Origin of the sequence: Meiothermus hypogaeus (assembly GCF_003574035.1) — a bacterium.
In the GTDB taxonomy this organism is placed as follows: domain Bacteria; phylum Deinococcota; class Deinococci; order Deinococcales; family Thermaceae; genus Meiothermus; species Meiothermus hypogaeus.
The window spans coordinates 1-15,596 of sequence record NZ_QWKY01000072.1; the positions used below are offsets into that span (position 1 = coordinate 1).

The following is a 15,596-nucleotide window of genomic DNA, read 5'->3' on the forward strand; positions in this document are numbered from 1 at the left end:
CGGGGGCCGATGGCCCTTCACTGTCGGTCGGCGAAGAAAGCGTCTCCCTTCCAAGGGGCGGTATCGCCCTCCGCTACGCGGATAACTTCCAAGGGGCGGTATCGCCCTCCGCTACGCGGATAACTTCGGCCCTGTTGATTCGTTACCGAATGGTAACGAATCAACCGAATCTGGTATGACCGGCCTGTCCTGGGGGCGGCTCGAGGCCAGCGGGGCTTTGGGTTTTTTGTGGGAGGAGCACCAGGTTTGAGGGTTTGGCGGGGTTGCGTGCAGCAAATGGGTCATCTTCAGGAATGTTTTATTTTCGCTTTCGCCGGCTGATTGGGTCGGCCAGGGCAAACCCCACCAGGCCCAGCAATCCCAGCCACCCTACCCAGTCCCCCAGCCGCACCGCCAGGGCATTGGCCCGGCCCAGGGGCACGTCGGCAAGCAGGGTGGCCTCGCCGCCCTGAGGGAAGCTGGCCAGTTTGAGCACCCGGCCCCAGGGGTCCAGGATGGCCGAGTCGTAGCCGCCATCGGCCTTGACCATGCTCAGGCGGTTCTCCACCGCGCGGAAGACCAGGTGGGTGTAGTGCTTGTCGGCAATGGTGGCCCAATCCTGCGAGGGTACGGCCACAAGCTGTGCGCCCTGGCGGGCCATTTTGCGGGCGGTATCGGTAAAGTCGAGGTCGTAGCAGATTAGGGTGGCCAGGCGGCCTATGGAGGTGTTGTAGACCGGGTAGGTGCCGCGGGTGGGGCTGGTTTCGCCGGCGAAGATGACCGGGTGATCCTTGCCGTAGACGCCCAGAAACTGGCCCTCTGGGCTAATGACCGTGGCCTCGTTGCGGAAGATCCGCTCGCCCACCACCACCACATACCCCACCACCAGGTAAGCCCCGCTTTCCTGGGCCAGCGGCACCAGGCCCAGCCGGTCTTCGGCCTGGGGGTCGAAGGTAAAGGCCCCCTCGGGCCAGACGATGAGCCGAGCCCCCTGGCGGGCGGCTTGCAGGGTTTGCTCTTTCATGCGCTCGAAGGTGGCCTGGGCCAGGGCGGCCTCGCCCCGGTTCTGGGCCAGGATGGGCGAGGTGGCCGGCTGGATGGCCGCTACCCGCAAGGTGCCTCCCTCGGGCCGGTAGAGCCAGAGTGAGAGGCCCACCCAGCCCATCCATACCACCACCCCGGCCCAAAGCCAGCGGCGCACCCCAAGGGGTGAAAGGGGAGGGGTTTCCAGCGGCCAGCGCCGTGCCAGAAGGTGCAAAAGCCCCTGCCCCAGCACGAAGTTCACCAGCACGATCAGGGCGCTCATGCCGTAGATACCAAAGATGCTGGCGGGCTGAATCAGCCAGGGCTGGGTGTGCTGGGCGTAGGCGATAAAGCCCCAGGTGGCCGCGATGGGCACGAAGCCCCGGATCATCTCGATGCCCACCCAGTTGCTCACCCCCTGCCAGACGAAAAAGCGGTAGCCGGTGCGCTCGTGGAAGGCCCGCACGCCCATATCGCCTAAGAGGGCAATCAGAAAAATGGCCAGGGGCAGCCACTCCATATAAAGGCCGCTGCCCCCAAAGACCGGGCCAAAGTAGCCCAGGCCCCACAGGCCCATGGTGGTGGCCGAGGCCAGGCTCGAGAGCCTTGCAGGCATCAGCCAGAACTGTGCCAGCAGCATGGGCAGCAGGGCCACCCAGGCCAGCGGCCAGAGGTTGTGGGGCGGGTAGGCCAGCACCAAGAGGCCCCCGCTCAAGGAAGCAAGGCCCAGGCCCAGCAAGAGGCGCAGCAGACCGCTCACGCTTTACATCTAGCCCCGCTCAGTTACCGAGGCATTACCTTGTCGGGGGACGGTAGCGGGTTCGCTCAGTTGCGCCGCAAGACCTCGGCATCGGCGGGGCGCTTGCGCAGGATTTGGGGGGTCAGGCTGGCGCGGCGGAAGTTGCTAAAGCTGAGGTCGGCCAGAACTTTATTGCTACTGTCGCGCAGGGTAATGGCAAGGGGGCGCGGGTCGGACTTGAGCACCAGAATTTCCATACTGGCAAAGCCCAGCGAGGCGTCCTTGGGGCTGCCACCAATGCGCCAGGCGGCCCCGGCGGGGGTATTTTGCTCGCCCAGTAGCCTGAGGGTGACCCGCTCGGCCAGCTGGTTGAAGTCGCCCAGGTCGGTCAGGTTGACCCCAAGGCCCTCCACGCGGGCCTTAGCTCGAGGTTGGATGATGACCTGGTTGGTCAGAAACAGGTAGTTCCAGACCTCCTTGTCCGAAATCACCACGAAGTTGCCCTCGAGGGCAGCGGGTTTTTTGAACTCCACCCGGGCCAGTTGCTCCTTGCCTGGAATCACCTGAAGCCGGAACTCGGCGTCCTGGCTGCTGCCGTCGGGCAGTTGAACCCTGCCGGTGATGGTGGCCTCCCAGGGTGAGCGGTCCAGGTTGGCCTGCACCTGGCGGGTGATCTCGGCGATGGTCTGGGCCGCTACCAGGCCAAAGGATACAAGGGCGATTGCCAGCAACTTTTTCATTCAGTGCCTCCAAAGCTGAGTGTGTAGCGCAACCACAGAGAAAAGCCTCCATCGTAGCTTGCGTCGGCGCGGAAGCGGTAGGCTTCCACCCCCAAGCTAGCAGCCCAGGGGTAGGCAGCGGTTAGGCGCAGCTTAAGATTGTTGAGTTCCTCGTCCAGGGGCAGGGTTAGGGTAGTTTCCAGGCGGTTGTACTGCCCGGCCCGCAGGGTGGCCTCGAGCAACGTCCCGGCCTCGTCGAGCTCGCCCCGCCAGCCCAGCAGGGCATACAGGCGCGAATCATCTACCCCCAGGCCAAAGGTATAGGTCTGCTCCTGGCGCAAGGCATAGCTGAGCTCACCCGAGCCGCTGGCGAGGCCGGCCAGGTTGCGCTTATAGCCCAGCCCCAGGCCTAAGGTTTCCCGGGGGCCCAGGCGGTAGCGCCCCAAAAGGCCTACCCTGAGCCCCCCCAGGGCCTCGTCGCCCACCCACAAATCGGAGCGCAGGGTGCTGCTATAGCCCGCCTCGAGGCTGGCGGCTACCGGCCCGAAGGTTCCGCCGATGCGGCTTTCGACGCCCCAACCCGCGAACCCCAGTCCAGCCCGCACCCCGTAGCTCAGGCGTCCCAGGGCGCTAAACTCGAGGGCGCTGGCCAGCCCTATTCCCAGTGCATTGCGCTGCAGGCGGGCCTCCAGCGTAAAGTCCCCCAGCGGCAGGGTGGCTTCTGCGGTAGGCGTCAGGGCATCGGGCAGGCGGCCAAAAAGCCCAAAGGTGAGGGATTGGGCCAGACCAGCGGCCGAAAGCTGAAGGCCCAGGACGATAAGGACGAAGTGCAACAAGCGCCGGTATTGGTGAAATCCCATCCGAATCATGCGATTCCCTTCCTTTGGGCTAAAGATTACCCCGACCAATGAGCTTTCCTGGATGGCTTCCTGGGTCTGGGGCTTCCATGTAGATTTCGGCCTGGGGCAAGGATCCACGGATTCCATGATGACCCGTGACCTGAGATTGAGCGAATGAAGCTGATCATGTCCTTTATGTGGCCAGCCGCTTGCCAAAGCGCAGGCTGGCTAAGCCTAGCACGGCCACGCTAAAAATGCTTAGCGCCAGCAGGTCAATCCAGAGGGTCTCGAGGCCCGCCCCCCGCAGCATCACCCCGCGCGTACCGTCAATCAGATAGCGGGCCGGAATGACCGCCGACAACGCCTTGAAAAAGAGGGGCATTCCGTCCACTGGGAAGACAAACCCCGACAAAAAGATGGTGGGCAGAATATAGGCAAAGGTGCCAAACACCGCCTGAATCTGGGTGCGGGCCAGGGTAGAAATGAGCACCCCCACCCCCAGTGAGCCCAGCACAAAAAGCACAATTAGCCCAAAGAGCAGCAGAAGGCTGCCGCGCACCGGCACGCCGAATACAAAATGCCCCAGCGCAAGCACCACCAGGCTGACCAGGGTGGCGATTACAAAATAAGGCAGCACCTTCCCCAGCACCACCTCGTAGGGCTGGATGGGGCTGGCAATCAGGGCCTCCATGGTGCGGCCCTCGTTTTCCCGCACAATCGAGAGGGCCGTGAGCAACACGGTAAAAATGGTCATGATCAGGCCGATAATGCCGGGGATGGTGAACCAGGCGGTTTTGTTGTCGGGGTTGTAGAGGGTGTGCAGGGTAGGGGTGAGGGGTGGGGTGGTGGCGGCTCCGGCCAGTACCTTGCCGGCCAGCAGCCTGCTGTTCACATCGCCCAGTACCTTGCGCAAAGCGGCCTGGGTCTGAAAGGCAAAGTTGGGGTCGGAGCCGTCCACGTAGACCTCGAGCGTCACCGCTTTATCCTGCCGCACGGCTTGCAAGGCGCCAGCTGGTATCACCAACCCCACCCGCGCCCGGTTTTGCTGAATGGCCTGTGGAACCTGCGCCGGGTCTTGAGCAATGTGGGTGAGGGTGAAGCGATTTTCTTTTTGCAACTCTTGCAGCAGGTACTGGCTGATGCGGTCTTGCGAGCCATCGTAAACCGAGAGCCGAATGCCCGAGAGGGTGAAGTTGATGGCATAGCCAAACAGGAGGGTCATGACGATGGGCAGACCCACAATCAGCCGCGAGAGCACGTGGTCGCGCCGAATCTGCGTGAACTCCTTTTGGGCCAGGGCGGCAATGCGGTTCACGTTGTGCCTCCATTGTGCAGGCGAGTCAGGATGATAAACACGTCTTCCAGGTTGGGATACACGGTCTGGAGGGGTAGGGCCGGGGTGGCCTGTTTCTCCAGAATCAGCCGCACCCCGTTGCCGCTGGGCCAACCATCCAGCACACCAGGCAGGGAGCGAATTTGTTCCAGGGGCAAGCTGGTCTCGCTGTAGACCACCTGGGCACTTTGCAGGGCCAGCTGCTCGAGTTCGTGGGGGGTTCCCTGGGCAATCACCTGGCCGCCAAAGAGCAGCGCCAGCCGGTGGCAGCGCTCGGCCTCGTCCATGTAGTGGGTGGTGACCAGTACCACCGCCCCCCGGGCGGCTTCCTGGTGAATCAGATCCCAGATAATGCGACGCGAGACCGGATCGAGGCCGGTGGTGGGCTCGTCCAAAAACACCACCTGGGGCCCGTGTACCACCGCCTGCGCCAGGGCCAGCCGCTGCCGCCACCCTCCCGAGAGGGCCCCGGCCAGCTGGTGGGCGAAATCCTGCAAGCCAAAGCGCCGAATGGTCTCCTCAACTGCGTAGGGTACGGCTCTGGCGTCCAGGTAGAGCCGGGCGCGGAATTCCAGGTTCTCGCGCACCGTCAGGTCGCGGTAGACGCTGGCTTCCTGGGTGGCGTAACCGATGGCGGCCTTGACCTGCTCGGGGTAGCGGCGCACATCCAGTCCGGCCACCAGGGCCCCGCCGGCGCTGGGCAGCAAGACCCCGCTCAGGATGCGGATCAGGGTGGTTTTACCCGAACCGTTGGGGCCCAGCAGACCAAACACCTCGCCGGGACGCACCTGCAAGCTCACCTTGTCCAGGGCCACCAGGTTGCCAAACCGTCTCGAGACCTGCTCAACGCTGACCAAGCTGCCTCCCTTCCAGAAAACCCCGCACGTGGGCCTGCAAATCGAACGGGGGCTGAATCCCCATGGCCCCCAGCATCAACACCCGGGCAAAAAGCGGCCCCAGCAGCGCTATGGCTGCCTGAGAAGGGGTCTCCTCCGCACGCAGACAGGCTTGTTTTTGCAGCTCGGCAAAAAATTCGAACACCCTCGACATGGCCTTGCGCAAACCCAGGGGCCCGGTTTCGCCGCGCAGCTCGGGGTGACGGGCCAGCTCGGGCAGCAAGCGTACCAGCAAACCCTGGTTGGCCTCGAGCATCTGCAGGTAGCGCTCGGTCAGGTACAAGAGGTCGGCCTCGAGGTTGCCCGAAAGCCGGGGCAAGACCTGCTCTACCGGAGGGTGTAACTTCTGCACGGCCTCGTGTAGCAGGGCTTCCTTGCTGCCAAACTGCCGAAATAGCGTGACCTCGGAGACCCCAGCCCGGGCCGCGATTTCGCGGGTGGTGGCGCCTTTGTAGCCTTTTTCCGCCAGGAGCTCCAGCCCCGAACGCATCAGGGTTGTGCGGGTGGCGTCGGCCTCCTCAAAGCTTGAAAGTAAGTACATGCTTACATCTAGCTTAGCCCACAGGCCCTCTTTGGACAAGCTGTGCAGAGCACGCTTTGTCGAGAAGCCTTTGCCGCTTTTGCCTGCGGATGTCAGAATGGGTGCGCTATGGCGAATCTCAAGAACCTGCCTGTTGGTAAAAAGGCCCCCGAAATTGTCCACATGGTCATCGAAGTGCCCCGCGGTTCTTCCAACAAGTACGAGTACGACCCCGACCTCGAGGCCATCAAGCTCGACCGAGTGTTGCCTACGGCCCAGTTCTATCCGGGCGACTACGGCTTTATTCCCTCCACCCTGGCCGAGGACGGCGACCCCCTCGATGGCGTCATCCTCTCCACCTACCCCCTCTTGCCCGGCGTGGTGGTCGATGTGCGGGTGGTGGGCATGGTGGACATGCAAGACGAAAAGGGCGGGGATGCCAAAATTATCGGGGTGGTGGCCGAAGACCCGCGCTGGGACTATATCCAGGACCTGGCCGATGTGCCCACCGCCCACAAACAGGAAATCCAGAATTTCTTTGAGACCTACAAGGCCCTGGAGGCCCACAAGGGCAAGTGGGTCAAGGTTTCGGGCTGGAAAGACAAGGCCGGTGCAGTGGCCGAGGTGCAGGCCTGTATCGAGCGCTTCAAAGAGGTCAAAGATCGCTAGGCATCCCGCATTTTTGTGGGATGTTTGAACTGGCTTGACCTGCCAGGGGCCTTTGTGGTTATGTAATCAAACGAGCTATCTATGGCCTTGCAGCAGCGAATCGAATCTTTATTGAAGGCGCTGGAGGTGCCCGACCTGGGGGTCGAGGTGCCCCAGGTGAACGACGAGGAGGGCTTCCTCGAGGCCCTGGAAGCAGCCATTCGTAGTTTTATCGAGGACGGTGAAGACGACGAAAGCCCCCTGGGCTTAATTGAGTCCGACCCTTCCGCCTACGACCTTAGCGATGAGCCCGATACCGAAGAACTGCAAAACGCCGTCAAAGACTTCATGAACGCCGGCGACTCCCAGCTCACCCTTATCACCCCCGAGAGCCCCCTCCAGCCCGATGGCGGCGAAAACCCCAGTAAGTTTTGGGTGTTCTTGCTCCAGATGCCCACCCTTTCCGATCATCGCTGGTGGGCCATTGTGGACAAAAACGGGCGGAACGAAACCTATAACTACGGGATTATCTAGCGCCCTGGAAGAGCAACCGCAAAGTCAGAAAACCACAAGGCACGCTCCCCTCTCCCCTTGTAGGGGAGGCTTAGAGCGCTCTTCACAAAGATCGAGCTTCCCAGACAGAACAGTTGCCGCCCGGAAACTCGAAACCCAAGCACTCGTGGGCCGGGCCCGGCCCACGCTTGGGTACGTAACATGCGTCTGAGCGCAGACGCATTCTCTTTTTTGCGGGCGGCAACCTATGGGGTTTTTGGCTTTGTAAACTGTCTTTTTGAATCCGGTATTAGCGGTTGCCCTGAGCGCTCTGGTAACAAGAGGTTATGCAGTTGACCAGCGCAGTGTAGTACCGGAAGCTGGCGCCCTTGGCCTGGGCTGTTTCCCCAAAACCGGTGTGCCTGGATTTTTCGTATACCTACCAGATGGGCCGCCCAGTGTAGAGCATTGCAAGCTTCGCTTGTTACCCCCCAATCCCCACCATAACCCGCTCGCGTAAAGTGGGGAGGGTGTTGCCAAAAGCAGGCTTGCGGTCGGTGGCCAGCAGAATGGCATCTACCAAAGCTTCAACAGGATTGGGGGCCTCGAAGGCCCAGGCGATGTCCATTTCCAGGTCGGTCAGCAAGCAAGGCCTTAGTTTCTTATCGGCAGTGAGGCGCAAGCGGGAGCACTTGGAGCAAAAAGCCTCGGTGACCGGGTTAATGAAGCCCACTGTACCCACCGCACCGGGAATACGGTAAACCCGGGCCGGGGCGGTGGGGTCGTTTTCTACCTTTTCCAATGGGCCGAAGTGGGCCTCGATTCTGGCCCTGGTCTCGGCCCCGGCGATGAAGCGCTGCTGGTAAAGCTGGGGGTTGGAGTTATCGAGGTGCATATACTCCAGAAAGCGCACCTCCAGCGGCTTGTCCAGCGAGAGCGAAGCCAGGGGGATCACCTCGTCGTCGTTCATACCCCGGATCATCACCGCGTTGATTTTCACCGGATGCAACCCCAGCGCCCAGGCGGTCTCGATGGCGTCCCAGACCTTCTCGACCTGCCCACCTCGGGTCATGGCCTTGAAAACCTCGGGGGTCACGGCGTCCATCGAGAGATTTATCCGCTTGAGACCGGCGTTCATCAGCTCTTTGGCTTTGCGGGCAAATAGAAGCCCATTGGTGGTAATGGCAATGTCCTGGATACCCAGCTCTTTTGCCACAGCAATCATCTGCGGCAACTCCTTGCGCACCAGCGGCTCGCCTCCGGTAAAGCGCACCGACTCCAGGCCCAGCATCTGCATGGCTTGCAGGAAGTGGCGGGTATCCTCGACCGAGATGGTGCCCGGGGGCTCGGCCTGCTCCCAGCCCAGCGGATGACAGTACAGGCAGTGCAGGTTGCAACGCGGCGTAACCGAAAGCCGAAGGTCTTTGATGATGCGTCCGTAGTTATCTATTAGCTTCACTGTGATGACCCCGTGTTGCATATTCTAGCAACACGGTTGGCTTATGGCGCAAGAGGGGTTACAAATATCCCAGTAGGGGTCGAGTGTCGAGGACTCCAATATTACTGGTCTATATCGCTGGAGAAGCTACAGCTCTCAGGTCATATTTTAGCTTTCCAACTCTATCTACACTCCCAGGGGCCAAACTGAAATAAGCTGAAATTATGAAGGTCATCGTGTTGTTTGATGGGCTGTGCAATCTCTGCAACAGCACGGTGCAGTTCATCATTCGCCACGATCCTTCGGGACGTTTCCGGTTCGCCTCGCAGCAGTCCGAGATTGGACAGAAATTGCTGGCGCAGCACAATATCTCAACTGCGCAGGCCCTTGCGGATAGTGTGGTGGTGCTGGAAGGCGACAAGGTCTGGCTCGAGTCGGACGCGGTGTTTCACATCCTCTACCGGCTGGGTGGCATCTGGAGCATCCCGGCGGTGCTGTGGTTTTTACCCAAGCGGCTGCGGGACTGGGCCTACCGCAGGATAGCGAAGCACCGCTACCGCATTTTTGGCAAACGTGAGCATTGCATGGTGCCCACCCCAGAACTCAAACAGCGCTTCCTGGATGTGTAAATTCGGATATCCTCGAGTCTGGTTCTCTGCCACCGCATAGCAAACGCGCTACCGGCTATGTATAGACCATCGGCATTCTTGAAACGGGTAGTGCAAAACCGAACGGTGGTTTAGCCTGGAGATATGGCCGATTATAAACGCTTTGGCCTGGCCCTGGGGGGTGGAGGGGCCAGGGGGTACGCCCACATCGGGGTGATGCGGGTTCTGGAGCGCGAGGGCTTTAAGCCCAGCGTGATTGCCGGCACCAGCATGGGCAGCCTGATGGGGGCCATGTTTGCCAGTGGGCACACCGCCGATGAGGTGCAGGAAGTGCTCTCCCAGGTATCTTTCTGGCGTTTTCTGGACTGGAACCCCCTGAGCGATATGCTCAACTACAGCGAGCTGGTGCGCTTCTTGGAGCCCCATATTCCCCGCCAGATGGAGGATTTCCCCATTCCTGTTGGCATCACCGCCACCGACCTGATTACCGGCACCGAGGTCTATTTTCGCCAGGGCGATGTGTTCCAGGCCATTCGGGCTTCCATTGCCTACCCGGGGGCCATCAACCCCATCTGGGTGGGCAACCAACTTTTGGCCGACGGGGGCATCCTGAACCAGATTCCAGTAGATCTGGTGCGCTTTTTGGGCGCCGAACGGGTGATTGCGGTGGACGTGACCCCCCTCGAGATTCTGCGCGAACAGCCCCACAAGAAAAGCTGGTGGGAACAGATTTTTCGCCGCGGTATTGATGCCAACCCCATCCAGAACGTGTACCGCGCCGTCGAGATCATGCAGATTCGGCTGGCCGAGGTCAAGCTGGCGGTATCGCGCCCCGACCTGGTGCTGCGGCCCAAGCTCGAGGGCATCGGGCTTTTCAGCTTCCAGCAGTTGGAGCAGGCCATCCAGGATGGGGAAGCGGCGGCCCTGAGCAAGCTCGAGGAGATTCAAGCGCTGCTTACTACCGAGGCTTAAGTTCTTGTAGGCGGCTCATCCCTTCCTGCTCCAGTCTTTGCAGCAACCCCCGGCACAGCTTTTTCACCATAAAGGGCCCCTCGTAGACGAAGCCGGTATACACCTGTACCAGCGTGGCCCCGCCTGCAAGCCGCTCCCACACGTCCGCTGCGCTGAAGATGCCCCCCACCGAGATAATGGGCAAACGGCCCTGTAGCCTTGTATGCAGGTACCGGAGCACCTCGAGCGAGCGCGCTCGCAGCGGTTTGCCCGAAAGCCCGCCAGCCTCGTCTGTAAGCGTGGTCAGCCCTGCGCGGCTGGTGGTGGTGTTGGTGGCAATGAGCCCGGAAAGCCGGTATTGCTCCGCCAGCGCCAGAATCTCGTCTATCTGCGCCCAGCCAAGGTCGGGGGCAATTTTGAGCAGCAGGGGTTTGCGGCCCTGGACAAAGCCCACAAGCGCGGCAAGCAGCTCTTCCAGCCGGTCTTTGTCTTGCAGGGCCCGCAGCCCCGGCGTGTTGGGCGAGCTGACGTTAACGACAAAGTAATCGCCATAGGGCCAGAGGATAGAGAGGCTCTGCAGGTAGTCCTTTGGCGCTTCTTCTAAAGGGGTTGCTTTCGACTTCCCCAGGTTGATGCCTATGGGCACCGGGAGCTTGCCGAAGGTTTGCTGCAAGTGCTTAAGCCGAGTGGCAATGGCCTCGGCCCCCTCGTTGTTAAAGCCCATGCGGTTGATGAGGGCCTGGTCCTGGGGCAGCCGAAAAAGGCGGGGCTTATCGTTGCCTGGTTGGGGCAGTGCCGTTACCGAGCCAATTTCCACATGCCCAAAGCCCAGCGCCGCCCAGGCCCGTACCGCCACCGCGTTTTTGTCGAAGCCCGCCGCCAGCCCGATGGGGTTGGGGAAACGCAGGCCAAACGCCGTGACCGCGAGGCGCTCATCCTGCACCGCACAGAGCCGCCGCATGAGCTCGAGGGTCGGCCCCCGCTGTCCCAGCCAGGCCAGGCCGTGCATCACCCGTTCGTGGATGGTCTCGGGGTCCTGGCGAAACAACCAGGGTTTGAATAGCTCGTACACGGGGAAAGAATAGCAGGAGAAAGGGGGTACCTGGGAGCAGAGGCCTGGGGGCAGGAGAAAAGAAAAAGGGACTGATACCGGATTCAAAAAGACAGTTTACAAAACCAAAAAACCCATAGGTTGTCTTTTTGAATCCTCGAGCACACCCCTCCCGAACGGTCGGCGAAGAAAGCGTCTCCCTTTCCAAGGGGCGGTATCGCCCTCCGCTACGCGGATAACTTCCAAGGGGCGGTATCGCCCTCCGCTACGCGGATAACTTCCAAGGGGTGGTATCGCCCTCCGCTACGCGGATAACTTCGGCCCTGTTGATTCGTTACCGTTCGGTAACGAATCAACCGAATCTGGTATGAGGACATTCCCCTGCGAGCTTTTCGGATCCCTTTGCCCTGCTCCCTGCACCCTCTATCTGTACTGGGCCAGCAGGTTTTTGGCGATGATGACCTTCAGGACCTCGCTGGTGCCCTCGCCGATGCGGGTCAGACGGGCGTCGCGCCAGTAGCGCTCCACCGGGTACTCCTGGATGTAGCCATAGCCACCCAGAATCTGGATGGCCTCGTCGCAGGCACGCACGCCTGCTTCCGAGGCAAATAGCTTGGCCTGGGCCGCGGCCTGACCAAAAGGCCTGCCGGCATCGCGCAGCTCGGCGGCCTTGAGATATAAAAGGCGTGCGGCCTCGAGTTCGGTGGCCATATCCGCCAGCTTGTGCGAGACGGCCTGGAACTCGGCGATGGGCCTGCCAAACTGTTCGCGCTCCAGGGCATACTTGGCCGCAAACTCCATGGCGGCCCGCCCCAGCCCTACCGCCATAGCAGCGATGCCAATGCGCCCGCCTTCCAGCACCTTCATCACGTCGTAAAAGCCCTTGCCCCGCTCGCCCAGCAGGGCTTCTTTGGGCAGGTGGATGTCTTCGAAAATGAGCTGGGCAGTGTCGGAAGCGTTAAGCCCGAGCTTTTTTTCCTTGCGCCCAATGCGTAAGCCAGCAATGGGGGCCTCGAAGACCACCGCCGAGAGCCCCAGGTGTTTTTTCTCTTCGCTGGGCGCAGCATCGGTGCGGGCGTTGACCACATAAACCCCTGCCACCGACCCCTGGGTGATGAACTGCTTGGAGCCGTTCAGCACCCAGCCCGAAGCGGTCTCTTCGGCCTTGGTGCGCATGGCGGCGGCATCGGAGCCGCTGCCTGGTTCGGTCAGGCCCCAGGCCCCCAGCACCTCCCCCGAGGCCAGCCGGGGTAGAAACTGCCGCTTCTGCTGCTCGTTGCCTGCTAGCAAAATGTGCCCGGTACAAAGGCTGTTGTGCGAGGCCACCGTGAGGGCCAGGGCACCATCTACCGCTGCAATTTCTTCAATGATGCGGGCAAAAACGCGCGTCGAGAGCCCCGCCCCGCCATACTGCTCGGGCACCTGGGCCCCCATCACGCCCATCTCGCCCAGCTTTTTCACAATCTCAAAGGGAAATGCACCTGTCTGGTCGCGCTCGGTGGCGGTGGGGGCCACCTCGGCCTGCAAAAAGTCCCGCAGTGCGCCGATAATCTGTCGCTCCTCGCTGTCCAGCTCGAACCACAAGTCCCTGGGGCGGTCTGCAATCATTGGGGGTTCCTCCGTACACTCAATATATCACTTTTTATAACAGGTGTTGGAAATACGTTACAAAACACTCGAGGCCGGTGGCGGTTTTGCTCGAGGTGCTGGACGCGCTTTGCAGTGAAATAAGCCGCAGGTGATATAGTGAATCATCGTGAATCCCCACAGCTTTAGTACACTTGTGTTATGGGATTTCGAGTCGTTTCGGAGGAACGCCTGAATGGAGCTTGAAGCCGGTGCAATTGTAGAAGGTCGCGTCACGCGAATCATGGAGTTTGGGGCTTTTATCGAGTTTCCCACGGGAGAATCGGGACTGGTACACATCTCGCAGGTGGCCCACGAGTTTGTCAAGAATATCCGCGATCACCTGAACGAAGGCGATGTGGTCTCGGTGCTGGTGCTGGGCCGCGACGACAAGGGCCGCCTCGACCTCTCCATCAAGGAGCTTACCCCAGCCCCCGTCGAACCCCCCCGGCCCAAGCGCTTACCCCGCCAGGCCCCCGAGTTTGAAAACAAACTCAAAAGCTTTTTGCGCGGCTCAGGTGGTTTTGGTGGCGGTGGAGGCAGCAAAAAGCCGGGCGGTGGAAAGGGTGGGCGCAAGCGCCGCTAAGGCATTGGCGCATAAATTTTGAAGGATGACCCGACCGGCCAGCCCTTTCGGTTTACGACAGCACAGGTTGAAATGAGAATCCAAAGCGGGGTTAGCCCCGCTTCTTTGGTTTCTTCCCCGCACGTACTGCCAGGCGGCTTCGGATTGTCCTCATTCAAAAATGGACAGCGTCTTGGGCGCCCCACCTGGTCCGTTGCACATGCAAATGGCAAAGGTGGGCGGTGCGCCTTTACTGGAAGCTTTCAGCCATGAACCTCTGCGAGCCCTGCTTGCTCCAGGGTCAAGGCAGGAACCAGTGGGCGAGGAACCAAAACCTTTTACCGGTAGTGTCCTACAGGTAACCCGTATCAGGCTCCTTCTTCGTCAAAGCTCATGCCCATGATGCTGTAGCCTGCATCCACGTATACCGTCTGGCCGGTGGTTCCGCTGGACAGGGGAGAGAGCAGGTACAGGCCCAGGTTCCCCACCTCCTCGTGGGTAATCATGCGCCCCAGGGGGGCGGTGGCGTTGTACTTGGCCACCATCTTGCGAAAGCCAGGGATGCTCATGGCGGCAACGGTGCGGATGGCCCCCGCGCTGATAGCGTTGACCCGAATGTTCTTCTTACCGAGCTCGTAGGCCAGGTAACGTACGCTGGCTTCCAGGGCGGCCTTGGCAATGCCCATCACGTTGTATTTGGGCACCACCTTCTCGGAAGCGTAGTAGGTCAGGGTAACCAGGCTGCCCCCTTCGCGCAGGAGCGGCTCGGCCTCGCGGGCCACTGCTACCAGCGAATAGGCCGAGACTTGCAGGGCGGTGTTCCAGTCGGCGGCGGTGGTATCAATAAACCGCCCTTCCATGGCCGGGCGGGGGGCAAAGGCAATCGAATGCACCAGATAATCCAGTCCTCCCCAGGCGCTCTGCAGATCGGCAAACATGGCCTTGAGGGCGGTTTCGTCGGTTACGTCCACCTGATACAGGCGCTGGTTGGGGCGCCCGGCGGTGAGCTTTTCGAGTTTTTCCCGCAGCCGCTCCCCCTGATAGCTAAAGGCTATTTCGGCCCCAGCAGCATGCAGTTTTTCGGCGATGGCCCAGCCCAGGCTGTGCTCGTTGGTTACGCCCATGACCAGGGCTTTCTTGCCGGACAAGTCAATACAGACCATAACCCCCGTATCTTACCCGCACCGCCTCGAGGATTGGCAATCCCTTGGTGGAGTTCCGAACACATTCCGACCGCTTCCTGGCAAAGCGTTCCGCAGGTTGCTTTTACGCCTCTGAACCAATCCTCATAAAAACCCATTAGAATGATGTCCACAACAAGTTGTTTGGGTTATTACCAATGGTGGGACATTTCTCACTACTGCAATTCACACTCGCCAGGCTATAAACGTCCTTACAAATTACGGGTCTCTTTCGGCAGCAAGGGAGGTAGACATGCAGACGCTACAACAGGGGGTAGCAACCATGGGAGGCATTCAGTGTGAGTGGGTTCCGGGCACCATGAACCAGGTCAAGGTTCGCTTGCCGGGCCATGATGTACAGGTGAGCCTCGAGCAACTGCAACAGATTGCCGGGGTAGATGCAGTACACGAACTCTACCTCAAGGGCCTGATCTCCCTCCCTCTGAGCAGCAAGCTGCGCGAAGCCTTCGATAAGGCCTAGCCCCGAGCGAGTTCCCATCAGGCGACCCTGCGGGGTCGCTTTGTTGTGATTTGGCTAGGGGTTTCTCGCTCATGGTATTTTGTATCCCCCGTTCGGTACAATATCGGCATGCCTGTAGCCCAGGAGGGGTTGGCTCGCTTTGGCGACGCAGAGAACTGTCTCAAGCATCTGGAACGCTCGAGGCGGGCGTTGTTGCACTTTGTGGAAAGCCTTTCCGACGAGCACCTATTTCATCGGCCCGCTGCAGGGGTCTGGAGCCCCGCCGAGGTGTTGGAGCACGTTTCGCTGGTGGAAGAATCGGCAGGCAAAATTATTCGTCGCTTGCGCAAGGTGGCCCTGGGCGAGGCCGAGCCTTTCCCGCCGTCTCCCCCCGGTCAGACCCGCCCCGATATCAGCCGCGCCAAAGCGCTGCTGGGCTGGGAGCCCCGGGTGCCGGTACGTGAGGGACTGGCCCGTACCATCGCTTACTTTCGCGATCTTCAGTGCGCCGATTGGCACCCTGAAGCG

The 15,596-nt window shown here is 60.9% G+C and carries 17 protein-coding genes; 7 read left to right on the plus strand and 10 right to left on the minus strand.

Features of this window, described 5'->3' with window-relative positions; all coding sequences use genetic code 11:
- Nucleotides 1–298: 298 nt before the first annotated feature.
- The 6 genes from Mhypo_RS14310 to Mhypo_RS14335 form a co-directional block, all read right to left on the minus strand.
- Entirely contained in the window at nucleotides 299–1,762 is a 1,464-nt protein-coding gene (locus Mhypo_RS14310) for an apolipoprotein N-acyltransferase (RefSeq protein WP_119341964.1), read from the minus strand.
- A 65-nt stretch (nucleotides 1,763–1,827) separates the two neighbouring features.
- Nucleotides 1,828–2,481: an outer membrane lipoprotein carrier protein LolA gene (locus Mhypo_RS14315; RefSeq protein WP_119341965.1), complete on the minus strand. Its 654-nt coding sequence runs from the start codon at nucleotides 2,479–2,481 to the stop codon at nucleotides 1,828–1,830.
- Nucleotides 2,478–3,329 carry a hypothetical protein gene (locus Mhypo_RS14320; RefSeq protein ID WP_240637269.1) on the minus strand — a complete coding sequence of 284 codons (852 nt, stop codon included), beginning with the start codon at nucleotides 3,327–3,329 and terminating at the stop codon, nucleotides 2,478–2,480. The genes Mhypo_RS14315 and Mhypo_RS14320 overlap by 4 nt, the downstream gene beginning before the upstream one ends.
- Before the next feature lie 163 nt (nucleotides 3,330–3,492).
- Complete coding sequence (locus Mhypo_RS14325; protein ID WP_119341966.1) at nucleotides 3,493–4,614, minus strand: ABC transporter permease; 1,122 nt, start codon at nucleotides 4,612–4,614, stop codon at nucleotides 3,493–3,495.
- Nucleotides 4,611–5,489: an ABC transporter ATP-binding protein gene (locus Mhypo_RS14330; RefSeq protein ID WP_119341967.1), complete on the minus strand. Its 879-nt coding sequence runs from the start codon at nucleotides 5,487–5,489 to the stop codon at nucleotides 4,611–4,613. Before Mhypo_RS14330 ends, Mhypo_RS14325 begins: the two co-directional genes overlap by 4 nt.
- On the minus strand, nucleotides 5,476–6,069 hold the full coding sequence (locus Mhypo_RS14335) for a TetR/AcrR family transcriptional regulator (protein ID WP_119341968.1): 594 nt from the start codon (nucleotides 6,067–6,069) through the stop codon (nucleotides 5,476–5,478). The genes Mhypo_RS14330 and Mhypo_RS14335 overlap by 14 nt, the downstream gene beginning before the upstream one ends.
- A 108-nt stretch (nucleotides 6,070–6,177) precedes the next feature.
- On the opposite strand from Mhypo_RS14335, the gene Mhypo_RS14340 reads away from it, so the two are divergent.
- Together Mhypo_RS14340 and Mhypo_RS14345 are read left to right on the plus strand one after the other, a co-directional pair.
- A complete protein-coding gene (locus Mhypo_RS14340) occupies nucleotides 6,178–6,717 on the plus strand; it encodes an inorganic diphosphatase (protein WP_119341969.1) in 540 nt (179 codons plus the stop codon).
- 81 nt (nucleotides 6,718–6,798) lie between these two features.
- On the plus strand, nucleotides 6,799–7,230 hold the full coding sequence (locus tag Mhypo_RS14345; protein ID WP_119341970.1) for a hypothetical protein: 432 nt from the start codon (nucleotides 6,799–6,801) through the stop codon (nucleotides 7,228–7,230).
- Nucleotides 7,231–7,672: 442 nt separating this feature from the next.
- Here Mhypo_RS14345 and moaA read toward each other — a convergent pair whose 3' ends face one another.
- The gene (gene moaA, locus Mhypo_RS14350; protein ID WP_371862148.1) at nucleotides 7,673–8,668 is read right to left on the minus strand and encodes a GTP 3',8-cyclase MoaA; all 996 of its coding nucleotides are present in this window, start codon (nucleotides 8,666–8,668) and stop codon (nucleotides 7,673–7,675) included.
- A 182-nt stretch (nucleotides 8,669–8,850) separates the two neighbouring features.
- On the opposite strand from moaA, the gene Mhypo_RS14355 reads away from it, so the two are divergent.
- Both Mhypo_RS14355 and Mhypo_RS14360 read left to right on the plus strand, forming a co-directional pair.
- Nucleotides 8,851–9,255, plus strand: coding sequence for a thiol-disulfide oxidoreductase DCC family protein (locus Mhypo_RS14355; RefSeq protein WP_119341971.1), 405 nt, complete (start codon nucleotides 8,851–8,853; stop codon nucleotides 9,253–9,255).
- A gap of 123 nt (nucleotides 9,256–9,378) precedes the next feature.
- Nucleotides 9,379–10,206 (plus strand): patatin-like phospholipase family protein, encoded by an 828-nt coding sequence (locus Mhypo_RS14360; RefSeq protein WP_119341972.1) that lies wholly within the window; start codon nucleotides 9,379–9,381, stop codon nucleotides 10,204–10,206.
- Here Mhypo_RS14360 and Mhypo_RS14365 read toward each other — a convergent pair.
- On the minus strand, nucleotides 10,193–11,257 hold the full coding sequence (locus tag Mhypo_RS14365) for a quinone-dependent dihydroorotate dehydrogenase (protein ID WP_119341973.1): 1,065 nt from the start codon (nucleotides 11,255–11,257) through the stop codon (nucleotides 10,193–10,195). The genes Mhypo_RS14360 and Mhypo_RS14365 overlap by 14 nt on opposite strands.
- Before the next feature lie 402 nt (nucleotides 11,258–11,659).
- Nucleotides 11,660–12,844 (minus strand): acyl-CoA dehydrogenase family protein, encoded by a 1,185-nt coding sequence (locus Mhypo_RS14370; RefSeq protein WP_119341974.1) that lies wholly within the window; start codon nucleotides 12,842–12,844, stop codon nucleotides 11,660–11,662.
- Nucleotides 12,845–13,058: 214 nt separating this feature from the next.
- Here Mhypo_RS14370 and Mhypo_RS14375 point away from each other — a divergent pair, with 214 nt between their 5' ends.
- A complete protein-coding gene (locus Mhypo_RS14375; RefSeq protein WP_119341975.1) occupies nucleotides 13,059–13,448 on the plus strand; it encodes a S1 RNA-binding domain-containing protein in 390 nt (129 codons plus the stop codon).
- A gap of 347 nt (nucleotides 13,449–13,795) precedes the next feature.
- Here the strand turns inward: Mhypo_RS14375 and Mhypo_RS14380 are convergent, their stop codons facing one another.
- Nucleotides 13,796–14,590, minus strand: coding sequence for an enoyl-ACP reductase FabI (locus tag Mhypo_RS14380; RefSeq protein WP_119341976.1), 795 nt, complete (start codon nucleotides 14,588–14,590; stop codon nucleotides 13,796–13,798).
- Between the two features lie 271 nt (nucleotides 14,591–14,861).
- Here Mhypo_RS14380 and Mhypo_RS14385 point away from each other — a divergent pair, with 271 nt between their 5' ends.
- Nucleotides 14,862–15,089, plus strand: a complete 228-nt coding sequence (locus Mhypo_RS14385; protein ID WP_119341977.1) for a hypothetical protein — start codon at nucleotides 14,862–14,864, stop codon at nucleotides 15,087–15,089.
- A 108-nt stretch (nucleotides 15,090–15,197) separates the two neighbouring features.
- Nucleotides 15,198–15,596, plus strand: a 399-nt coding sequence (locus tag Mhypo_RS14390; RefSeq protein ID WP_119341978.1) for a DinB family protein, incomplete at its 3' end; no start/stop codon positions are given.